18 protein-coding genes and 1 riboswitch are annotated in these 19,658 nt (G+C 68.9%); of the genes, 6 read left to right on the top strand and 12 right to left on the bottom strand.

The window, feature by feature from the left end; all coding sequences use genetic code 11:
* Positions 1–424: 424 nt before the first annotated feature.
* Together nagA and ABD648_RS06490 are read right to left on the bottom strand one after the other, a co-directional pair.
* Positions 425–1,600: an N-acetylglucosamine-6-phosphate deacetylase gene (gene nagA, locus ABD648_RS06495; RefSeq protein ID WP_282214155.1), complete on the bottom strand. Its 1,176-nt coding sequence runs from the start codon at positions 1,598–1,600 to the stop codon at positions 425–427.
* The gene (locus ABD648_RS06490) at positions 1,597–3,108 is read right to left on the bottom strand and encodes a family 20 glycosylhydrolase (RefSeq protein WP_282214154.1); all 1,512 of its coding nucleotides are present in this window, start codon (positions 3,106–3,108) and stop codon (positions 1,597–1,599) included. The genes nagA and ABD648_RS06490 overlap by 4 nt, the downstream gene beginning before the upstream one ends.
* A 104-nt stretch (positions 3,109–3,212) precedes the next feature.
* On the opposite strand from ABD648_RS06490, the gene ABD648_RS06485 reads away from it, so the two are divergent.
* The 4 genes from ABD648_RS06485 to ABD648_RS06470 all read left to right on the top strand — a co-directional run bounded on the left by ABD648_RS06485 (position 3,213) and on the right by ABD648_RS06470 (position 6,261).
* A complete protein-coding gene (locus ABD648_RS06485; RefSeq protein WP_282214153.1) occupies positions 3,213–3,539 on the top strand; it encodes a hypothetical protein in 327 nt (108 codons plus the stop codon).
* Positions 3,536–3,937 carry a type II toxin-antitoxin system VapC family toxin gene (locus ABD648_RS06480; RefSeq protein ID WP_282214152.1) on the top strand — a complete coding sequence of 134 codons (402 nt, stop codon included), beginning with the start codon at positions 3,536–3,538 and terminating at the stop codon, positions 3,935–3,937. The genes ABD648_RS06485 and ABD648_RS06480 overlap by 4 nt, the downstream gene beginning before the upstream one ends.
* Positions 3,938–3,987: 50 nt before the next feature.
* A riboswitch (ZMP/ZTP riboswitch) is annotated at positions 3,988–4,072 on the top strand.
* Positions 4,073–4,111: 39 nt separating this feature from the next.
* Positions 4,112–5,386 carry a serine hydroxymethyltransferase gene (gene glyA / locus ABD648_RS06475; RefSeq protein ID WP_282214151.1) on the top strand — a complete coding sequence of 425 codons (1,275 nt, stop codon included), beginning with the start codon at positions 4,112–4,114 and terminating at the stop codon, positions 5,384–5,386.
* Positions 5,383–6,261 (top strand): bifunctional methylenetetrahydrofolate dehydrogenase/methenyltetrahydrofolate cyclohydrolase, encoded by an 879-nt coding sequence (locus tag ABD648_RS06470; RefSeq protein ID WP_282214150.1) that lies wholly within the window; start codon positions 5,383–5,385, stop codon positions 6,259–6,261. The genes glyA and ABD648_RS06470 overlap by 4 nt, the downstream gene beginning before the upstream one ends.
* Positions 6,262–6,265: 4 nt before the next feature.
* Here ABD648_RS06470 and ABD648_RS06465 read toward each other — a convergent pair whose 3' ends face one another.
* From ABD648_RS06465 to ABD648_RS06425, 9 genes are read right to left on the bottom strand one after another with little or no spacing between them, the layout of a single operon-like run.
* Positions 6,266–6,826, bottom strand: a complete 561-nt coding sequence (locus ABD648_RS06465) for a hypothetical protein (protein WP_282214149.1) — start codon at positions 6,824–6,826, stop codon at positions 6,266–6,268.
* Between the two features lie 54 nt (positions 6,827–6,880).
* Positions 6,881–7,603: a DUF6882 domain-containing protein gene (locus tag ABD648_RS06460; RefSeq protein WP_282214148.1), complete on the bottom strand. Its 723-nt coding sequence runs from the start codon at positions 7,601–7,603 to the stop codon at positions 6,881–6,883.
* A gap of 39 nt (positions 7,604–7,642) precedes the next feature.
* On the bottom strand, positions 7,643–8,914 hold the full coding sequence (locus ABD648_RS06455) for an MFS transporter (RefSeq protein WP_282214147.1): 1,272 nt from the start codon (positions 8,912–8,914) through the stop codon (positions 7,643–7,645).
* 1 nt (position 8,915) lies between these two features.
* The gene (locus ABD648_RS06450; RefSeq protein WP_282214146.1) at positions 8,916–9,716 is read right to left on the bottom strand and encodes an HpcH/HpaI aldolase family protein; all 801 of its coding nucleotides are present in this window, start codon (positions 9,714–9,716) and stop codon (positions 8,916–8,918) included.
* Positions 9,701–10,483 (bottom strand): 2-keto-4-pentenoate hydratase, encoded by a 783-nt coding sequence (locus ABD648_RS06445; RefSeq protein ID WP_282214145.1) that lies wholly within the window; start codon positions 10,481–10,483, stop codon positions 9,701–9,703. The genes ABD648_RS06450 and ABD648_RS06445 overlap by 16 nt, the downstream gene beginning before the upstream one ends.
* The gene (gene hpaD, locus ABD648_RS06440) at positions 10,480–11,616 is read right to left on the bottom strand and encodes a 3,4-dihydroxyphenylacetate 2,3-dioxygenase (RefSeq protein WP_282214144.1); all 1,137 of its coding nucleotides are present in this window, start codon (positions 11,614–11,616) and stop codon (positions 10,480–10,482) included. Before hpaD ends, ABD648_RS06445 begins: the two co-directional genes overlap by 4 nt.
* A 14-nt stretch (positions 11,617–11,630) precedes the next feature.
* A complete protein-coding gene (hpaE, locus tag ABD648_RS06435; protein ID WP_282214143.1) occupies positions 11,631–13,124 on the bottom strand; it encodes a 5-carboxymethyl-2-hydroxymuconate semialdehyde dehydrogenase in 1,494 nt (497 codons plus the stop codon).
* On the bottom strand, positions 13,121–13,804 hold the full coding sequence (locus ABD648_RS06430; RefSeq protein WP_282214142.1) for a GntR family transcriptional regulator: 684 nt from the start codon (positions 13,802–13,804) through the stop codon (positions 13,121–13,123). Before ABD648_RS06430 ends, hpaE begins: the two co-directional genes overlap by 4 nt.
* The gene (locus tag ABD648_RS06425) at positions 13,801–15,303 is read right to left on the bottom strand and encodes a fumarylacetoacetate hydrolase family protein (protein WP_425561699.1); all 1,503 of its coding nucleotides are present in this window, start codon (positions 15,301–15,303) and stop codon (positions 13,801–13,803) included. Before ABD648_RS06425 ends, ABD648_RS06430 begins: the two co-directional genes overlap by 4 nt.
* 154 nt (positions 15,304–15,457) lie before the next feature.
* On the opposite strand from ABD648_RS06425, the gene ABD648_RS06420 reads away from it, so the two are divergent.
* Positions 15,458–16,837 (top strand): MFS transporter, encoded by a 1,380-nt coding sequence (locus ABD648_RS06420; protein WP_282214140.1) that lies wholly within the window; start codon positions 15,458–15,460, stop codon positions 16,835–16,837.
* Between the two features lie 56 nt (positions 16,838–16,893).
* On the opposite strand, the gene ABD648_RS06415 is transcribed toward ABD648_RS06420, so the two are convergent.
* Positions 16,894–17,604: an IclR family transcriptional regulator gene (locus ABD648_RS06415; RefSeq protein ID WP_282214139.1), complete on the bottom strand. Its 711-nt coding sequence runs from the start codon at positions 17,602–17,604 to the stop codon at positions 16,894–16,896.
* A gap of 159 nt (positions 17,605–17,763) precedes the next feature.
* Between ABD648_RS06415 and ABD648_RS06410 the strand changes: the two genes are divergently transcribed.
* Positions 17,764–19,635, top strand: coding sequence for an FAD-dependent monooxygenase (locus ABD648_RS06410; protein ID WP_282214138.1), 1,872 nt, complete (start codon positions 17,764–17,766; stop codon positions 19,633–19,635).
* The last annotated feature ends 23 nt before the right edge of the window (positions 19,636–19,658 follow it).

The raw sequence follows: 19,658 nt of genomic DNA, 5'->3' as shown, positions 1-19,658 counted from the left end.
ACGCGCGAGAGAGGATCTCATCACGCGTCTTTCCATTCTCTCCCGGATCTCCCAGCTTGGCCACCCCTCGGCGAGATCTCACCGGCAGATTCTTTGATGTGATAAAACCCAGGTCTGGATCAATTTCCTGAGATCGTCGAGAAAAGATTCGAGGAAAATCTGAGAAGTCGCGTAATGAATCGGCGTCCGCGTCGTCTCATCCCATAGAGATAGCCGTACGAATTCCACCGGGGGGCGGAGTTCAGGCGCTGGTGCGAGGGGCAACTGCACCGGCTGGGTGGGTCGAGAGCCTCGGGGGAGGAGTTCTCGGCCCCCCTCTCTGTGAGGGGATGAGGCCGCCGATCTGGGGATAGGCGGCCTCCCGCCCCACTTCACGAACGACCGGAGAGCGCAGAGCTGCGCGTCGTCGCGCGATGCGCGGCTCTCATCCTGCGAGCAGCCGTGATCCCACCCATACGCGCGCGACGTGCAGTTCTGCATCCAGAAGCACGGCATCCGCCGTCATGCCTTCGCGCAGGCTGCCGAGCGCAGAATCGCGGCCGATTGCCCGCGCCGGCGTCTCGGTGAGGGCCCGCACGGCCTCGGTCAGTGTCGCGCCTGCATCGACTGCCCGGCGCAGCGCCACGTCCTGCGTCAGGGTCGACCCGGCGATCGAGCCGGTGTCGTCGGCGCGGGCCACGCCGTCCTCGACCGTGACGCTCACGGCGCCGAGGTCGTAGTGCCCGTCGGCGCTGCCCGCTGCGGCCATCGCGTCGGTGATGAGTGCCACGCGTCCCGGCGCGGAGTCGAAGATCAGCTTGATCACGTGGGGATCGAGGTGCACGTTGTCGGCGATCGCCTCGAGGGTCACGCGATGATCCGCCGCTGCGGCGAGAACCGGACCGGGCGCGCGGTGGTGGATGCCCGGCATCGCGTTGAACGCATGCGTGAGGATCGACGCCCCCGCTTCGAAGGCGGCGACCGCCATCGCCGCGTCCGCGCTCGTGTGGCCGACGGCCGCCGCCGCTCCTGCGGCGGCGATCTGACGGATCGCATCGAGGCCGCCGGGCAGCTCGGGCGCGATCGTGACCTGACGGACGGTGCCGCGACCCGCCTCGAGGAGGCGGGCGACATCGGCCGCCGTGGGTGCCCTGAGCAGCGAGGGCTCATGGGCGCCGTGATGCGCGGGATCGAGGAACGGCCCTTCCAGGTGTGTGCCGAGGATGTCGGCATCCGTCTCCATGAGATCGGCGATCGCGGCGACGCTGCGGCCGAGCTCGTCCAGCGGTGCTGTCACCAGCGAGATCACCGCACGGGTCGTCCCGTGCGCGCGGTGCAGGGCGCGCCCGGTGCGGATCGCCTCCACGCCGTCGTCGAACGCGGATCCCGCTCCTCCGTGCCCGTGGATGTCGATGAAGCCGGGGGTCAGCACGGCACCGCGGCCGGCGAGCTCGGCGGCGTCGAACGCCTCGTCCGCTGGCTCCCAGGTCGTGCCCGTCCCGCGGGCGACCACGGCGCCGTCGACGAAGCGGACCCAGCCGTCCTCGACGACCTCGCCCCGGTCGATGATGCGGGCGGAGTGGATGACCAGCGAACCGGTCGCGGAGGAGTGGATGCTCAACGTTCGCTCCAGGGGATCTCGTCTGCGGGGTGGAAATCGACCCCCTCAGCCTTCCACAGCGGGGCGAGCGAGCCGAGCCGCTCGCGGAACGACGCCCAGACGCGGTCGGGTGCCTCCTTCGGCGACCACGCGACCTCCGCCTGTGCTGCGGCGCGCGGGAAGACGAGCTTCTCGACGTCGCTCAGCGTGCGCGTGGTCTCGGACCAGAGCGGAGCCTCGATCCCGAGAATGGCGGCATCCGGAACATCGAGGACCGCGGTCGGCTCCCACTCGTACGCGGAACGGACGTCGATGATCGCCGCCCACGTCAGTCCGAGCGGAAAGTCCTCCGAGTACTTCATGTCGAGGTAGGTGACATCAGCGGCGGACATGATCAGCGCCCCGCCGCGCTCCACGAAGTGCACTGCTTCCTCGGCGTGCGTGCCCTCCGGCGTCGTCTTGCCCCAGTACTGGCCGATGGTCCCCTCGGCAATCTCGGCGGCGGAGCCCATCTCGTGCCAGGCGACGGGCGTCTTGCCCTCCTCGAACACGATGGCCGTGACCCGCTCGGCGAAGAGGTCGAAGTCCGCCTGAGGGGTGCCGAGCGATTCGTCTCCGCCCACATGAATGTACGGACCCGGCGTGAGCTCGGCGAGCTCGCGCACGACGTCGCGGACGAACTCGTAGGTGCGCTCCTCGTGGATGCGCACGCTGGAGTGGCCGACGCCCCAGCCCAGGTAGATCTCGCCGGCGACGGGCAGCGGCTGCCCCAGGCGGGCGGACTCCGAGACGAGACCGTCGTTCAGTACCGGCGCTTCGACGAGATCGGGGTACGCGACGCCGATCGCGTGCGTGTGACCGGGCAGATCGATCTCCGGGATCACGATCATGTGCCGCTCGGCCGCATACGAGACGATCTCGCGGTAGTCGTCCTTCGTGTAGAAACCGCCGAGGTGGCCGTCGACCGACGTGCTGGACGAGAGCTCGGTGAGGAGCGGCCAGGAGTCGATGTGGATGCGCCAGCCCTGGTCGTCGCTCAGGTGCAGGTGCAGGTGGTTGAACTTGAGAGCACTCGTGCTGTCGATGAACTTCTTCACCTCGGCCACGTCGAAGAAGTGCCGCGCGACGTCGAGCATGACGCCCCTGCGACTGAACCGCGGAGCATCCTGTACCTCGGCGCGCAGGACGCCCCAGCCGCTCTCGTCCTCGCGGAGCAGCTGCAGCAGCGTCTGCACGCCGTAGAAGAGCCCGGCCTCGTCGGCGCCGACCACGACCGCCCGATCGCCGACGGCGAGCGTGTAGCCCTCGGCGGCGGCCACGGCCGGGTCGACGCGGAGCTCGATGTCGGCCGGAGACGCGTCGGCGCGGGAGAGGCGGATGCCGCTGCGTCGCTCGACCGCCTCGATCAGCTGCGTCGCGGCGGGGGAGGAGCCGAGCACGCGCGTCGTCACGGTGATCGGCATCCGTCCTTCTCCTGCGGTGGCGGACACGGGTGCTGGCACGAGCGGAAGGGAATGGGTAAAGACCATGAACAAAACCTACCCGGCCGCACCGTCCAGCGGAATGGTGGAAGTCGAATCGATTCTGTGGACAATCTCTGCGGCGGTGGGTTCTCCCTCGTTACCGTCGTCCCATGCTGACCGCGAAGACCATGCATGCAGATGTGCATGCTACCCTCCATTCCATGGTGGCGATTCAAGTGCGCGACGTGCCGGGAGCGATCAGAGACGATCTGATGCGGGCGGCGCGCGAGCGGGGGCAATCCCTGCAGGTGTTCCTCCGCGAAGTCCTGGAAGTCGAGGCGAGGAAGTCGCGAAACCGTGAATTCCTGCGTGAGATGGCGCCGATTCCGGTCTCCGGAGAGATGTCTTCCGACCGCATCGCGGAGCTGATCCGCGAAGGTCGGGACGGACGTGACGAACGCATCATGGACGCGCTGGGCAAGCCGGCCGATTCGTGATCGTTCTCGACGCATCGGCCGTGGTCGAGGCGATCACCGACGTCGGCGCTCGGGGACAGCAGGTGCGTGAGGTCATGATGGGTGATGGTGACTGGGCGATGCCCGCGCATGGCCCGACGGAAGTCGCGAACGCGCTGCGCGGGCTGCGTCTCGCCCGTCTGACGACCGATGACGAGTTTCGTGGTCAGCTCGCGCTGCTCCAGCGGATGGAGCTGGTGCTGTTTCCGGTGTCGCCGCTCCTCTCGCGGGTCGCCGACCTCGCCATGAATGCCACCGCCTACGGCGCGGCGTACCTGGTGCTGGGGGAGGTGCTCGAAGCCAGGGTGCTGACCACCGACCGCAAACTCGCCACGGTCCCGGGCACCCATGCCGACGTCCACGTGGTAGCGATCGGATGAGATCGCGGCGTCGTCGCGGGACGCAGCGGGCAGCGCCGATCCGCTATGCTCGTAACCGTCGCAACTGGCGTCTGGGTGGACTACCACCGGGGAGCGACTGACCACGGAATTCGACCGCGCGCCTGGGCCGATCGGTACACCCTTTCGAATCCGTTGTCAGAGGAGCATGTCATCATGACCGACCGTTACTTCAACGCCCCGCTTTCCGAGGTCGATCCCGAGATCGCTCAGGTCCTCGACCGTGAGCTGAAGCGTCAGCAGACGTTCCTCGAGATGATCGCCTCGGAGAACTTCGTTCCCGTGTCGGTGCTGCAGTCCCAGGGTTCCGTGCTCACGAACAAGTACGCCGAGGGCTACCCCGGTCGCCGCTACTACGGTGGCTGCGAAGAGGTCGACGTCGCCGAGTCGCTGGCGATCGAGCGGGCCAAGAGCCTGTTCGGCTCGGAGTTCGCGAACGTACAGCCACACTCCGGCGCTTCGGCCAATGCGGCGGTGCTGCACGCGATCGCCCGCCCCGGCGACACGCTGCTCGGCCTCTCCCTCGACCAGGGCGGCCACCTCACGCACGGCATGAAGATCAACTTCTCCGGCCGTCTCTACGACATCGTCGCCTATGGTGTCGACCCCGAGACCTCGATCATCGACATGGACGAGGTCCGTCGTCTCGCGATCGAGCACAAGCCGAAGGTCATCATCGCCGGCTGGTCCGCCTACCCCCGCACGCTCGACTTCGCCGCCTTCCGCGCGATCGCTGATGAGGTCGGAGCTCTGCTCTGGGTCGACATGGCGCACTTCGCCGGGCTCGTGGCCGCGGGCCTGCACCCGAACCCGGTGCCGCACGCGCACGTCGTCTCGTCGACCGTGCACAAGACCATCGGCGGCCCGCGCTCGGGCTTCATCCTGACGAACGACGCCGACATCGCGAAGAAGATCAACACCGCCGTGTTCCCCGGCCAGCAGGGCGGACCGCTCATGCACGTGATCGCCGCCAAGGCGACCGCGTTCAAGCTCGCGGCGACGCCCGAGTTCGCCGAGCGCCAGGAGCGCACCCTGCGCGGCGCCGCGCTCCTCGCGGAGCGCCTCTCGCAGCAGGACGTGAAGGATGCCGGCATCGGCGTGCGCTCGGGCGGCACCGACGTGCACCTGGTGCTGGTCGACCTGCGCGACGCCGAGATCGACGGCAAGCAGGCCGAAGACCTGCTGCACGACATCCGCATCACGGTCAACCGCAACGCGGTGCCGAACGACCCGCGTCCGCCGATGGTGACCTCGGGGCTGCGCATCGGCACGCCCGCGCTCGCCACCCGCGGCTTCGGCGACGCCGAGTTCACCGAGGTCGCCGACATCATCGCGCTGGCGTTGATCCCCGGTGCCGATGTAGAGGCGCTCCGTGTACGGGTCGACGCGCTCGCCGCCGGCTTCCCGCTCTACCCGGACCTGCAGCAGTGACCGCTGTCGTCCTCGACGGCAAGGCGGCGGCCGCCGAGATCCGTGCCGAGCTGACCGAGCGTGTCGCCGCGCTGAAGGCGAAGGGGATCACGCCCGGCATCGCCACGGTGCTCGTCGGCGCCGACCCGGCCTCGCAGCTCTACGTGGGCATGAAGCACCGGCAGTCCGAGGCGATCGGGATGAACTCGATCCAGCGCGAGCTGCCCGCCGACGCCACACAGGCCGACGTCGAGGCGCTGATCGACGAGCTCAACGCCGACCCGGCGTGCCACGGCTACATCGTCCAGCTGCCGCTGCCGAAGCACATCGACACGGATGCGATCCTCGAGCGCATCGACCCCGCGAAGGATGCCGACGGGCTGCACCCGACCAACCTCGGGCGGCTCGTGCTGAACGTGAACGCGCCGATCCACACCCCGCTGCCGTGCACGCCGCGAGGCGTGATCGAGCTGCTGCTGCGCAACGACTACGACCTCAAGGGCAAGCACGTGGTCGTCGTCGGACGCGGTGTCACGATCGGACGCTCGATCGGGTTGCTGCTGACGCGTCGTGACCTCAACGCCACGGTCACGCTCACGCACACCGGAACCATCGATATGCCGCGCTACCTCCGCAAGGCCGACGTCATCGTCGCGGCGGCCGGGGTCAAGCACCTCATCCGCGCCGAGGACGTCAAGCCAGGCGCCGCTGTGCTCGATGTCGGCGTCACGCGGGAGAGCGATGCGGAGACCGGCAAGAGCCTGGTCTTCGGCGACGTGCACCCCGACGTGGCCGAGATCGCCGGCTACCTGTCGCCGAACCCGGGTGGTGTCGGGCCGATGACGGTCGCCCTGCTCATGACCAACGTGGTCGAGGCCGCAGAGCGGCTCGCCTGACGGGTCAGCCGAGTTCGTCGAGCATCCGGCGCTGCTCGGGAGTCAGGCCGTCTGTGAGCTCGTCGCGCGCGGCCGCGGTCTCGGGGGTCTCGCGCTCGGGCGCAGAAGCGGATGCCGTCGGCCTCGGACCGCCGCCCTTGACGCGCGCCTGGACGACGTCGTAGATCTCGCCGGCCTTGGCGTGGAGCTTGTCGTCGATCTGATCGTAGACGACCCAGCCGAGCAGCAGGATCAGCGGCGGGATGACGTAGCCCCAGAAGCTCGTGGAGCGTACGCCGCTCAGCCACACCGTGAGAACCCACACGATCAGCTCGACGATGTACACCAGGACGTACTGGACGACCTTCTCACCCGTCTTCGTGCGATCGGCCGCCGACTTCGCGGCCGATCGCCGGAACACGCTCCGCAGCAGCGGCTTCACGAAGAGCGCCGCGAGCGTGAGGATGATGGCGGCCCAGAGGGCGTTCCACCCGACGGAGACGCCGCGCAGCAGCAGGCCGATCAGCAGCAGGACCGCGACGTTGAACACGTACAGCGACACGAACCGGACGATTCCGTTCTTCATGCGACCAGAGTCCCACACCGCACCGGATCCCGCAGGTGCCGCGCCCGCGTCGGATCAGGCGTGTCCGGCGAGTGACCCTTCGATCCCGCTGATCCGCGCCTGCTCGTCGAAGCGGAACGTCGCCGAGCCCGAGGCGTCGACGACCGAGGCTCCGGAGAACGCCTCATCCGTCCAGGTGAGGGTCCAGCCGGCGAGACGGGCGAGATCCCAGACGGCCGTGCGGGCGTCGGTGAGAGCAAGACCGGAGAGGATGCGGGGGAGGGCGATGACGGCGTCCGACACCGTGAGGGCGGGGAGCGGGGCGTCGAGGACGAACACGGCGCGGGTGCCGCCGCCCACCGGCGCGGAGTAGTAGGGCGAGCGACCGGTGAGCTCCACCGCGACCCCGCCGACCACGTGAGCGGCCTGGGCGATCCATTCCTCGTCCGCGGCGGCGTCGGCCGGGAAGGCGACCTCGGGGGCCGTGAGGTCCGCGATGCCGTGCTCCGCGCCGTACGCGCGCAGCTGAGCCGCGACGCCCTGGGCATCTCCCTGCGGGTGGGCCCAGGCCCACAGCATCGACCGGGGTCCCGGAGCGATCGTCGCGATCAGGTGCGCCCGAGTGACGAGCTGACGAGACGGGTCGGCGTTCGCCGTGAAGGTGATGGTGCCGGCTGCCATGTCGGCGTCCCAGCGATGCTCACCCAGCGCGTCGGCCGCGGCGGCGAGAGCGTCCTGGCGGAGCGCGGTGAACAGGGCGGCACGGTCGGCGAGGGGCTGGAGCGCGGCGAAGGTCATGTTGACAGTCTCGCCCGGATTGCTATGAATACGCCAGAGTCAGCTGCGCCGTGTCAGGGCGCCGTCCGGCCTCCCCATGCGCCACACGCTCGGCACGAGGAGGGTCACGAGCGCGACGCAGGCGTAGACGATCCCGGATGCGATCAGCACCGTCGCAGCATCCGCTTGGGTGACGAGCCAGCCGAAGACCAGCGTGCCGATCGGCATCGCCACGAAACTCCCGAGCATGTCGTAGCTCGACACGCGGGAGAGCTTCTCACCGGGGACGTTCTCCATCATCGCGAGGTTCCACCCCGTGCTGAAGACCTCCGCACCGGCGCCCGCGATGAACGCCGCCATGGCGAGGAGCACGACGGCGGGGTGCACGCCGAGCATGGTCACGGGAATCGCGAACGCCGCCATGCCGAGCATCCCGTAGCGCAGCGGTCGCTTGAGCGGGAACCACATCAGGATCAGCGTCATCACGAGGACACCCGCGCCCTCGGCGCTGAGCACCCAGCCCCAGCCCGCGATGCCGAGCCGGTCGTCGTTCTTCGCGATGTACGGACCCACGACGCCCCAGGCACCGACGTGGATGGCGTTCATCACCATGAAGGCCAGCACGATCGTCCAGAGCCAGGAACGACTCCAGAACTCCTGCCAGCCGACGCGCAGATCGTGGAACATGGTCGTGCCGCCGGCGTGCGCGGGCGGCGGGAGCTTGACCAGGGCGAGGACCGGAATGGCGATCAGCCAGCCGGCCGCCTGGACGACCATGGCCCAGGCAGGACCGGCGGTGGCGACGAGGATCCCGGCGATGATCGGGCCGCCGATCGTGACGGCCGAGCGCACGAACGAGAGCATCGCGTTGGCCTGCTGCAGGTTCTCGGGCGTCGTCAGCTGCGGGATGATGCCCTGCATGGCCGGCAGCACGAACGCGGTGGAGGCTCCGTTGGCGACCGAGAGCACCACCAGCAGCATGACGGTCGCCGAGTCCGTGAAGAGCAGCGCCGCCATCGCGCCGATCGTCAGGATGTCGATCACGTAGCAGGTCTGGATGATCAGTGCTCTCGGCAACCGGTCGGCGACGACGCCGCCGAACAGGAGGAAGACGATGTTGCTGACGGTGAAGGCCGTGAGGACGAACGACAGGGAGCGGGCGTCGTTGTCGATCTCCAGCACCGCGAACGCGAGGGCGATCGACGACATCGAGCCCGTGATCATCGTGATCGCCCTGGCGAGGAAGAACCACCGGAAGTTGCGGTCCCGCATCGCGGCGAGCCCGCGGCTCACCGGTTCACCGCCCTCGTCTGCATCAGACGATCCTGCCACGTCAGTAGCTGGCGCGCGCCGATCCCTCGGCGGTGATGAAGCGCGCGGCCAGCGCCTCGGACGCACGGGCGAGCAGCGCCACGTCGGCACCGACCGCCACGAAGTCGGCACCGCCGGCGACGTACGCATCGGCGGCGGCCGGATCGAAGGCGTTGACGCCGACCGGCTTCCCCGCCGACTTGACCGCCGCGAACACCTTCTCGACCGCGGCGACGACATCGGGGTGCGTCTGCTGACCGAGGAGCCCCATCGAGGCCGAGAGGTCGGAAGGCCCGACGAACACCGCGTCGATGCCGTCCACCGCGGCGATCTCCGCCGCCGCATCCACTCCGGCCGCCGTCTCGATCTGCACCGTGAGGGAGGTGTGCTGCGCGGATTCCTGCAGGTAGCCGTCGACCCGGTTCCAGCGGGCGCTGCGCGCCAGCGCACTGCCGACGCCGCGGACGCCGGCGGGCGGATAGCGCGTCGCCGCCACGGCGGCCCGCGCCTCATCGGCGGAGGACACCATCGGCACGATCAGGTTCTGAGCGCCGAGGTCGAGGATCTGCTTGATCGCGACGGTGTCGTTGGAGGGGACCCGCACGAGCGGGGTGATCGGGTACGCCGCGACCGTCTGCAGCTGGAGCAGGACCGACTCGAGCGTGTTCGTCGAGTGCTCCATGTCGATGAGCAGCCAGTCGAGACCGGAACCCGCGGCGACCTCGGTGACGAGCGTGCTGCCCGAGCACGCCCACATGCCGATCAGCGCACGATCGGAGGAGGCGAGTCGCTCGCGGAACGACGGGTCTAGACGAAGCGGCATGTGATTGTTCCCATCGGTCCGTAATCGCACAGCACCTCGTCGCCGCGCGACACCCACATCGGGCGCGTGAACGATCCTGCCAGGATGATCTCTCCCGCCTCCAGACGCGCGCCGTGCTGATGGAACTTGTTCGCCAGCCACGCGACGCCGGTGGCCGGATGACCCAGCACTCCCGCCGCCACCCCGGTCTCCTCGATCTCGCCGTTGCGCGACAGCACGCCGGGCACCCAGCGCAGGTCGATCTCATCAGGGCGGCGGTGCTCGGTGCCCAGGACCATCGCGCCGTACGCGGCGTTGTCGCTGATGGTGTCGACGATGGTGCGCCCCTCGAGCTCGATGTGCGAGTTGAGCACCTCGAGAGCGGGGACCGCGTAGTCGATCGCCGCGAGGGCGTCGTCGAGCGTGCAGTCCGGACCTTCGAGCGGATGCTTCAGCACGAACGCCAGCTCCACCTCGATGCGCACGTTGGAGAAGTGGTCGACCGGGATCTCGGCGCCCGACTCGTAGACCGTGTCGTCGAACATCACGCCGTAGTCGGGTTCGGTGATGCCGGTCGCCTGCTGCATGGCCTTGGAGGTCAAACCGATCTTGCGCCCGACCAGGCGTCGCCCTGCCGCGATCTGCGAATCCCGCCACACGCCCTGGATCGCATACGAGTCCTCGACCGTGGCATCCGGGTAGCGCGCCGTGATGCGCGGGATCACCGCGTGCGTGCGATCGGCCTCCGCGAGCTCGGCCGCGATCTGCGCGATGACCTCGGGGGTCACAGCTGGTTGCCCAGCTTCTTCTCGCCCTCGTCCGCGCGCGTGTACGAGAAGCCGTCGGCGCCGATCGTCACGGCCATCTCCGAGCTGTCGGTGCGGGCGACGACCGGCTGCGGGTTGCCGTCGAGATCGAGCACCAGGCTCGCCTCGGTGTACCAGCTCGGCACGACGGGGTTGCCCCACCAGTCCCGGCGCTGGTTGTCGTGCACATCCCAGGTGATGACCGGGTTGTCGGGGTCGCCCGTGTAGTAGTCCTGCGTGTAGACCTCGACGCGGTGACCGTCGGGATCGCGCAGATAGAGGTAGAACGCGTTCGAGACGCCGTGGCGGCCGGGGCCGCGCTCGATCGAGTCGGAGCGGCGGAGGGCGCCGAGCTTGTCGCAGATCGCGAGGATGTTGTGCTTCTCGTGGGTGGCGAAGCACACGTGGTGCATGCGCGGACCGTCACCGCCGGTCATCGCGGTGTCGTGCACGGTGGGCTTGCGGCGCATCCACGCGGCGTAGACCGTGCCCTCGTCGTCCTGGATGTCCTCGGTGACGCGGAAGCCCAGGTCCTGCATGAACTTCACCGCGCGGGGGACGTCGGGGGTGACCTGGTTGAAGTGGTCGAGGCGCACCAGCTCGCCCGGGATGTGCAGGTCGTAGCGCCACGACATGCGCTCGACGTGGTCGGACTGGTGGAAGAACTCGATCGGGAAGCCGAGCGGGTCGACTACCCGCACCGAGTCGCCGACGCCCTTCACGAACCCGTCGGGGTTGCGGCGCACGTCGCAGCCGAGCTCGGTGTAGAACTCGACGGCGCGGTCCAGGTCCTCCGGCGTGCGCACACGGTACGAGAACGCGGCCACGGCGGCGATCGGGCCCTTGCGCAGCACGAGGTTGTGGTGGATGAACTCCTCCGTCGAGCGCAGGTAGATCGCTTCGTCGTCCTCTTCGGTGACGTACAGACCGAGGATGTCGACGTAGAACTGGCGGGATGCCGCGAGGTCGGTGACCACGAGCTCCATGTAGGCGCAGCGCAGGATGTCGGGAGCGGTGGCCGTCGGCGTCGCCACCGGGTTGTCGGAGCGGATCGGGGCCTCCTGCGAGACGTAGTAGCCGGCGGAGGTCAGGGTCATGTCGTCACGGTTGGTCATGTCAGCGTCCTCGCTTACTTGCCGAAGGTCGGGTTGTGCGCGCCGCCGAGCGTGATGTGCACGCTCTGCTGGTCGGTGTAGAAGTCGATCGAGCGGTAGCCGCCCTCGTGGCCGAGGCCGGAAGCCTTCACACCGCCGAACGGGGTGCGGAGGTCGCGCACGTTGTTGCTGTTCAGCCACACCATGCCGGCCTCGACCGACTGCGCGAAGTTGTGCGCCCGCTTGAGGTCGTTCGTCCAGATGTAGGCCGCGAGGCCGTACTTGGTGTTGTTCGCGAGCGACAGCGCCTCCTCATCGGAGTCGAACGGCGTGATCGCGACGACCGGGCCGAAGATCTCCTCCTGGAAGATGCGTGCGTCGGGCGAGACGTCGGCGAACACGGTCGGGGCGACGAAGTTGCCCTCGTCGAAGCCTTCGGGGCGGCCACCGCCGGCGACGAGGCGCCCCTCGGTCTTGCCGATCTCGACGTAGCTCATCACCTTGTCGTAGTGCTCGGGGTGCACGAGCGCGCCGACCTCGGTGGCCGGATCGTGCGGGTAGCCCACCTTGACCCGCTTCGCCTGGGCGGCGTAGCGCTCGACGAACTCCTCGTAGATCGAGCGCTCGACGAGGATGCGGGATCCGGCCGTGCAGCGCTCGCCGTTCAGGGAGAAGACGCCGAAGATCGTGGCGTCGACGGCGGCCTCGAGATCGGCATCCGCGAAGACGACCGCGGGGGACTTGCCGCCGAGCTCCATCGAGAGGCCCTTGAGGAAGGGCGCGGCGTTGCCGAAGATCAGCTGGCCGGTCGAGCTCTCACCGGTGAAGGAGATCAGCGGTACGTCGGGGTGCTTCACGAGCGCGTCGCCGGCGTCCTCGCCCAGGCCGTTCACGAGGTTGAAGACGCCCTGGGGCAGTCCCGCTTCTTCGAAGATGCCCGCCCAGAGGGATGCCGAGAGCGGCGTGAACTCGGCCGGCTTCAACACCACGGTGTTGCCGGTCGCGAGCGCGGGGCCGAGCTTCCACGACTCGAGCATGAACGGCGTGTTCCAGGGCGTGATGAGGCCCGCGACGCCGATCGGCTTGCGGTTGACGTAGTTCATCTGCTTGCCGGGCACCTTGAAGGCGTCGTCGGACTGCGCGACGATCAGGTCGGCGAAGAAGCGGAAGTTCTCGGCCGCGCGTCGCGCCTGGCCGAGCGCCTGCGTGATCGGCAGGCCCGAGTCGTAGGATTCGAGCTCCGCCAGGCGGGCGTCGCGCGACTCGACGATGTCGGCGATCCGGTGCAGCACGCGGCTTCGCTCGCGCGGCAGCATCCGCGGCCACGGTCCCTCTTCGAAGGCGCGCTTCGCGGCGGCGACGGCAAGCTCGATGTCGGCCTTCTTGCCGGCGGCGGCCGTCGTGTAGGTCTTGTTGGTCACCGGGTCGAGCACGTCGAACGTGTCGCCGTCGACCGAGTCGACGAAGGCGCCGTCGATGTAGTGCTGGATGTGGTCAGGAAGATCGGCGGGGATGCGCGAGTCGGTCATGAGGCTTCTCCTGTGGCGTGGGCGGAACGGTTGTGCAGGGCATCGAGGAACGCGTCCATCGTGCGCCAGCGGTGGTTGCGGGCGGCGAGTTCGATCTCGAGCGGATCGGCATCCGCCCGGATGAGTGCGAGGATCTCGGCGTGCTCCTCGACCGAGTGCTGCGCGCGACCGGGAACGGACGCGAACGTCGAATCCCGGATGCCGGAGAGCCGCGACCAGCCGCGGTGCACGAGGTCGAGCAGGTGCGGGTTCGGGCAGGGCTCGAACAGCACCGAGTGGAACTGCCGGTTGAGCTCCGTGAACGCGTGGGCGTCGAAATGCTCGAGCATCCGCGACATCCGGTCGTTGATCCTGGCCGCTTCGTCGAGGGCGTCCTCGTCGAGCAGGGGAGCGGAGAGCGCGGTCGCCGAGCCCTCGACGATGCCGAGCGTCTGCATCGTGTGCGCGTACTCGCTCTCATCGACCAGGGTGACCCTCGCGCCGACGTTGCGCTCGAAGGTCACGAGGCCTTCGGCCTCGAGGCGCCGGATCGCCTCGCGCACCGGCACGACGCTCATCTGCAGATCATCCGCGATCGATCCGAGCACCAGCCGGTAGCCGGGGCTGAACATGTGCCCCGTGATGCGCGAGCGGATCCACTCGTAGGCGACCTCGGACTTGCTGACGGCCGTGGTCGTCATCTCTGCGCCTCGTAGCGTGCGCGCCATTCGGCGTTCAACGGGAACAGTCCGTCGACCGGATGCCCGGCGGCGACCTGCTCCGCGATCCAGGCATCCTCGATCTCCTGGGCGAGCGCGGCGTCGACGACATCTTCGACCAGCGCCGGCGGGATCACGATCACGCCGTCGCCGTCGCCGACGATGATGTCGCCGGGCTGCACGGTCGCGCCGCCGCAGGAGATCGTGACGTCGACGTCCCACGGCACGTGCTTGCGGCCGAGGACCGAGGGGTGGGCGCCCTGCGAGAAGACGGGAAGACCGATCTCGGCGACCGCGTCGAAGTCGCGTACTCCGCCGTCGGTGACCACTCCGGCCGCGCCGCGCGCCTTCGCGCGGAGGGCGAGGATGTCGCCGAGCGTGCCGGTCGTGGCATCGCCGCGGGCCTCGATCACGATGATCTCGCCTTCGTCCACTGCGTCGAACGCACGTTTCTGCGCGTTGTAGCCGCCGCCGTGGCTCGCGAAGAGGTCTTCGCGGAACGGGACGAAGCGGAGCGTCTTGGCTGTGCCGACGATCTTGGTGCCGGCGATGTTGGCCGCGACGCCGTCGATGAAGCAGGAGTGGTGCCCGCGCTTGCGCAGCTGGGCGGAGAGGCCGGCGGTCGGCGCCTCGAGAAGCTTGGCCCGGAGCTCGGGGGAGAGTCCTGAGGGGTCAGGAATCGCCGCGACAGTCGGCGCGGGCGCGGCGTTCTGTGACTCCTCACCGGTGGTGGCCACGAGACCGGCTGCCTCGGCAGAACCCCAGGCCTCGGTGCGCTGCAGGTCGTCGACGGCAGGGAGCGAGCCGAGTTCCGCATCGAACGGCACGTCGCCCTCGACCACGGTGGTGATCAGCCGGCCCGAGGACGGTGCGCCCGGGGCATCGGGTGCATCCACCTCGATCTCGACGACGTCGCCGGGGACGATGACCGAGGAGCCTGCCGGGGTTCCGGTGAGGATGACGTCTCCTGGTTCGAGCGTGAAGTGCTGGGAGAGGTCGGCCACGAGCTGGGCGAGCGGGAAGATGAGGCCGGCGGTGGTGTCGTCCTGCCGCAGCTCGCCGTTGACCCAGGCGCGGACGCGCAGTGCGGCGGGGTCGACGGTGCGGGCGTCGATGAGCTCCGGGCCGAGCGGCGTGTAGCCGTCGCCGCCCTTGGAGCGGACGTTCGAGCCCTTGTCGTTCGCGCGCAGGTCGTAGAGGCCCAGGTCGTTCGATGCGGTGACTCCGCCGACGTGCGCCCACGCCTCGTCGAGCGAGACGCGGCGTGCGGCGGTGCCGATCACCAGCGCGATCTCGCCCTCGAAGGCGAGGAGCTCGGTACCCGCAGGGCGCTCGACCGTGCCGCCGGAGACGCCGACGGAGCTGGCCGGCTTGAAGAAGTAGGAGGGAGCTGCCGGCCGCCGGCCGCGCTGGTCGGCGCGTGAGGCGTAGCTCAGATGGATCGCGATGATCTTGCCGGGGCGGGCGATCTGGTCCGTCACGGGGCGCCTCCTCGCGCTCGTCTGCGGTGTCGTGCAAGACGCCTTGTGCGTCGTATTCGAAATCATATATCATCAGTTCACCCCTCGGCAAGCACCTCGGGATTCACGTCCCCGCACGCCGTGACAGTGCAGTCACAAACAAAGGAGACACCCCATGAGCGGGCAGTCACAGGCTGGGTTCACGCCCACCGGAACCATCGCGACGGCGGCCGATCGGCGCCGCGTCGTCTTCGCCACCGTCGTCGGGACCACCGTGGAGTGGTACGACTTCTTCATCTACGCGACCGCGGTCGGCCTCGTATTCGGACAGCTGTTCTTCGAGCCGCTGGGCGCGAACAGCGCGCTGATCGCCTTCGCCACCGTCGGCGTCAGCTTCCTCTTCCGCCCGCTCGGCGCCTTCCTCGCCGGTCACTACGGCGACAAGCTCGGTCGCAAGACCGTGCTCATGTGGACGCTGATCCTGATGGGTGCGGCAACCGCTCTGATCGGCCTCCTGCCGACGTACGAGACGATCGGCGTCACAGCGCCGATCCTGCTGGTGCTGCTGCGTATCATCCAGGGCATCTCGGCCGGCGGCGAATGGGGCGGCGCGGTGCTGATGGCCGTCGAGCATGCCCCGCGCCAGAAGCGGGGCATATTCGGTGCGTCGCCGCAGATCGGTGTCCCGCTCGGCCTGCTGCTCGCATCGGGCGTCATGGCGCTCATGACCGCGATCGCACCGGGCGACCAGTTCGCCGCCTGGGGCTGGCGCGTGCCGTTCCTGCTCAGCGTCGTCCTGATCCTCGTCGGCTACTACGTGCGTCGCCGGGTCGAGGAGAGCCCCGTCTTCGCCGAGCTCGCCGCGCGCAAGGAGAAGGCGCGGATGCCGATCGTGCAACTGTTCCGCAAGCACGCGCTGCTCGTGATCATCGCGGCCCTCGTCTTCGCCGGCAACAACGCGGTCGGCTACATGACGACCGGCGGCTACATCCAGGGCTATGCGACGAACCCCGAAGGGCCGATCGGGCTCGAGCGCGGTCCGGTGCTGCTGGCGGTCGCGGGCTCGGCGGTGTCCTGGCTCGTGGCGACGCTGCTCGCCGGGTGGGTCTGCGATCGGATCGGTCGGCGCACCACGTACATCATCGGCTGGGTGCTGCAGCTCATCGGCGTCTTCACGCTGTTCCCGCTCGTGAACACGGGGCAGATCGGGCTCCTGTTCGCCGGGCTCGCCATCCTCACGATCGGCCTCGGGTTCACCTACGGCCCGCAGGCGGCGCTGTACACGGAGCTGTTCCCCGCCAGCATCCGTTTCTCCGGGGTCTCGATCTCCTACGCCATCGGCGCGATCGCGGGCGGCGCGTTCGCCCCTCTCATCGCTGCAGCGATCGTGAAGGAGACCGGGTCGACTCAAGGGGTCACCTTCTATCTCGCCGGTATGACCGTGCTCGGCCTCATCGCGACGCTGCTGCTGCGCGACCGTTCCGGCATCCCGCTGGGTCCGGATCACGAGGAGGAGCAGTCGGTCAGCCCGATCTACGGTCTCGCCAAGGCCTGACACGTCTCATCCCACCGCTCCCGTGGCGCATCGCGCGCCGCGGGAGCAGTGGGGCGTCAGCCGTCGAGCGCGTCGCGGATGAGCGCTGCGGAGCGCTGCAGGCGCACCGCGATCCCGGCGTCGTCGAGCGCGGTCGCCACGTGCACGACGGCGATCGCGGCGGGTCGCTGACCGCGGAGGGCGAGCGGTGCGGCCACGGCCTTGACGGTCGGGATGACCTCGTCATGGCTGGTGCCGTAGCCGCGGCTTCGGGTCACCTCGACCTCGGCGCGCAGCGCGGCGGACACCTCTGACGGCCATTCCGCCGGCGCCAGTTGCGCGAGGATCGCCTTGCCGGGGGCGCCCGCAGTGACCGGATGCCGTGCGCCGGGGCGCTGGGCGACGCTCGCCACCGCGTGTCGGGGCTCGACGCTCGCGAGGGTGATGCACTCGTCCCCGTCGAGCACCGCGAGGAAGCAGGTCATGCCGAGCTCGTTCGCGATGGCGGTGAGCTCGGGGAGGGCCTCGGCCTGCAGGTCGTGCGCCACGCCGGCGGCGAGAGCGGCCATGCGGGGGCCCAGGGAGACGGCGCCTGCCGCATCGCGCCCCACGAGGCGATGGTCCTCCAGCGTGCGCAGCAGGCGATACGCGATCGAGCGGTGCACTCCCAGCCGGCCGGCGATCTCGTCGATCAGGAGCGGCCCGCGGGCATCGGCGAGGATCTCGAGGATCCGGATGCCGCGGCTCAGGGTCTGGGAAGCGGGAGAGGTGGACTCCGCTGCTGCCATCGCTGCACTCCTCGCCATCAGGGCATTGCTTGCATTCCGGGGATGGCCGGAATACGCTGTGTTCAATAGTAGAACGTTGTGTTCGAATATAGAACACGATTGTTCGAGAAGCAACACCGAAGCATGACCTGACAGAGCAGTCGGAAGGAATCGACGACGATGCAGTTCCACCACCATGGCTACGTCTCCGGGGACCCGCGCGTGCACGATGCCGCAGGACTCGGCAAGGATCGTCCGGCCGCGCTGCCGGACGAGGTCGACGTGCTCATCGTCGGCTCGGGCCCGGCCGGCATGCTTCTCGCCGCGCAGATGTCGCAGTACCCCGGCATCTCGACGCGGATCATCGAGAAGCGAGAGGGACGTCTCGTGCTCGGCCAGGCCGACGGCATCCAGCCGCGCAGCGTCGAGACCTTCCAGGCGTTCGGGTTCGCGGAGCGGATCGTCGCCGAGGCCTACAACATCGGGTGGATGAACTTCTGGAGCCCTGACCCGGAGAACCCGCGCGAGATCATCCGCACCGCTCGCACGGCGGACTACGCCTACGACATCTGCGAGTTCCCGCACCTGATCGTGAACCAGGCCCGCGTGCTCGACTACTTCGCCGAGGCCGCTGCGACAGGTCCCGGACGGATCGCGCCGGACTACGGCGTCGAGTTCGTGGGGCTCACCGTGCACGACGAGGGCGAGTACCCCGTCGAGGTGCGCGTGCGCCACGTGGCGGGGGAGCGCGCCGGCGAAGAGCAGACCGTCCGCGCGAAGTACGTCGCCGGGTGCGACGGCGCCCGCAGCGGCGTGCGTCAGGCCATCGGCCGCACCCACGTCGGCGGAAGCGCTGCGCACGCCTGGGGTGTCATGGACGTGCTGGTGAACACCGACTTCCCGGACTGGCGCACCAAATGCGCGATCAACTCTCAGGCGGGCAACATCCTGCACATCCCGCGCGAGGGCGGATACCTGTCGCGGATGTACATCGACCTCGGCGAGGTCGCACAGGATGACGACCACCGGGTGCGGCAGACGCCGATCGAGGAGATCATCCGCAAGGCGAACGACATCCTGCACCCGTACACGCTCGACGTGAAGCAGGTCGCCTGGCACAGCGTGTACGAGGTCGGGCATCGGGTCACGGACGGCTTCGACGACGTGCTCGAGGAGTCGGACCGCACTCCGCGCGTCTTCCTCACGGGTGACGCATGCCACACGCACAGTGCCAAGGCAGGACAGGGCATGAACGTCTCGATGCAGGACGGCTTCAACCTCGGCTGGAAGCTCGGGTCGGTGCTGACCGGTCGCGCGCCCGAGGCGCTGCTGGCCACGTACGGCGCTGAGCGGCGGCCGGTCGCACAGCAGCTCATCGACTTCGACCGGGAGTGGTCGACGCTCATGGCACGCAAGCCGGAAGAGATCTCCGACCCCGGTGAGCTGGCGACGTACTATCTGGCGACGGCGGAGTTCCCCTCGGGGTTCATGACGCAGTACACCTCGTCGATGATCACCGGATCGGATGCGCATCAGGGGCTGGCCGGCGGGTTCCCGCTCGGCAAGCGCTTCAAGTCGGCCGAGGTCATCCGGGTCGGCGACGGCAACGTCGTGCATCTCGGACACCACGCCAAGGCCGACGGCCGCTGGCGGGTCTATGCGTTCGGTGACCGGACGGGAACGGCGCTCGCCGCGTGGGCGGATGCCGCCGCGCCGTTGTTCGCACGGTTCACACCGGCGGATGCCGACGTCGACGCGGTCTTCGACGTGAAAGCCGTGTACCAGCAGCCGTACGAGGAGATCGAGGTCACGACGGTTCCTGAGCTGTTCCAGCCGAAGACCGGCCCGCTCGGGCTCACGGACTGGGAGAAGGTCTACGCCGCTGGACCCTCGAAGTGGACGGAGACCGACATCTTCGCGGCGCGGGAGCTGTCCCGCGACGGTGTGGTGATCGTGGTGCGGCCCGATCAGTACGTCGCGGCGATCCTCCCGCTCGACGGGGTGGACGAGCTGGCGGAGTTCTTCGAGGGGGCACTGCTGCCGGCATCCTGAGCGGTGGGCATCTTCCGCTCGGC

Source organism: Microbacterium luteolum, from assembly GCF_039533965.1.
In the GTDB taxonomy this organism is placed as follows: domain Bacteria; phylum Actinomycetota; class Actinomycetes; order Actinomycetales; family Microbacteriaceae; genus Microbacterium; species Microbacterium luteolum.
Note: the sequence above shows the minus strand (reverse complement) of the source record. Positions and strands in the feature narration are given on the sequence as shown.

Excerpts from the sequence above, each read along its gene's own strand:
- ABD648_RS06460 (WP_282214148.1), bottom strand. The coding sequence starts at position 7,603 with ATGACCTTCGCCGCGCTCCAGCCCCTCGCCGACCGTGCCGCCCTGTTC.
- ABD648_RS06410 (WP_282214138.1), top strand. The coding sequence starts at position 17,764 with ATGCAGTTCCACCACCATGGCTACGTCTCCGGGGACCCGCGCGTGCAC.
- glyA (WP_282214151.1), top strand. The coding sequence starts at position 4,112 with ATGACCGACCGTTACTTCAACGCCCCGCTTTCCGAGGTCGATCCCGAG.
- ABD648_RS06430 (WP_282214142.1), bottom strand. The coding sequence starts at position 13,804 with ATGACGACCACGGCCGTCAGCAAGTCCGAGGTCGCCTACGAGTGGATC.
- ABD648_RS06465 (WP_282214149.1), bottom strand. The coding sequence starts at position 6,826 with ATGAAGAACGGAATCGTCCGGTTCGTGTCGCTGTACGTGTTCAACGTC.
- ABD648_RS06415 (WP_282214139.1), bottom strand. The coding sequence starts at position 17,604 with ATGGCAGCAGCGGAGTCCACCTCTCCCGCTTCCCAGACCCTGAGCCGC.
- ABD648_RS06485 (WP_282214153.1), top strand. The coding sequence starts at position 3,213 with ATGCTGACCGCGAAGACCATGCATGCAGATGTGCATGCTACCCTCCAT.
- hpaD (WP_282214144.1), bottom strand. The coding sequence starts at position 11,616 with ATGACCAACCGTGACGACATGACCCTGACCTCCGCCGGCTACTACGTC.
- ABD648_RS06490 (WP_282214154.1), bottom strand. The coding sequence starts at position 3,108 with ATGGTCTTTACCCATTCCCTTCCGCTCGTGCCAGCACCCGTGTCCGCC.
- ABD648_RS06450 (WP_282214146.1), bottom strand. The coding sequence starts at position 9,716 with ATGCCGCTTCGTCTAGACCCGTCGTTCCGCGAGCGACTCGCCTCCTCC.
- hpaE (WP_282214143.1), bottom strand. The coding sequence starts at position 13,124 with ATGACCGACTCGCGCATCCCCGCCGATCTTCCTGACCACATCCAGCAC.
- ABD648_RS06420 (WP_282214140.1), top strand. The coding sequence starts at position 15,458 with ATGAGCGGGCAGTCACAGGCTGGGTTCACGCCCACCGGAACCATCGCG.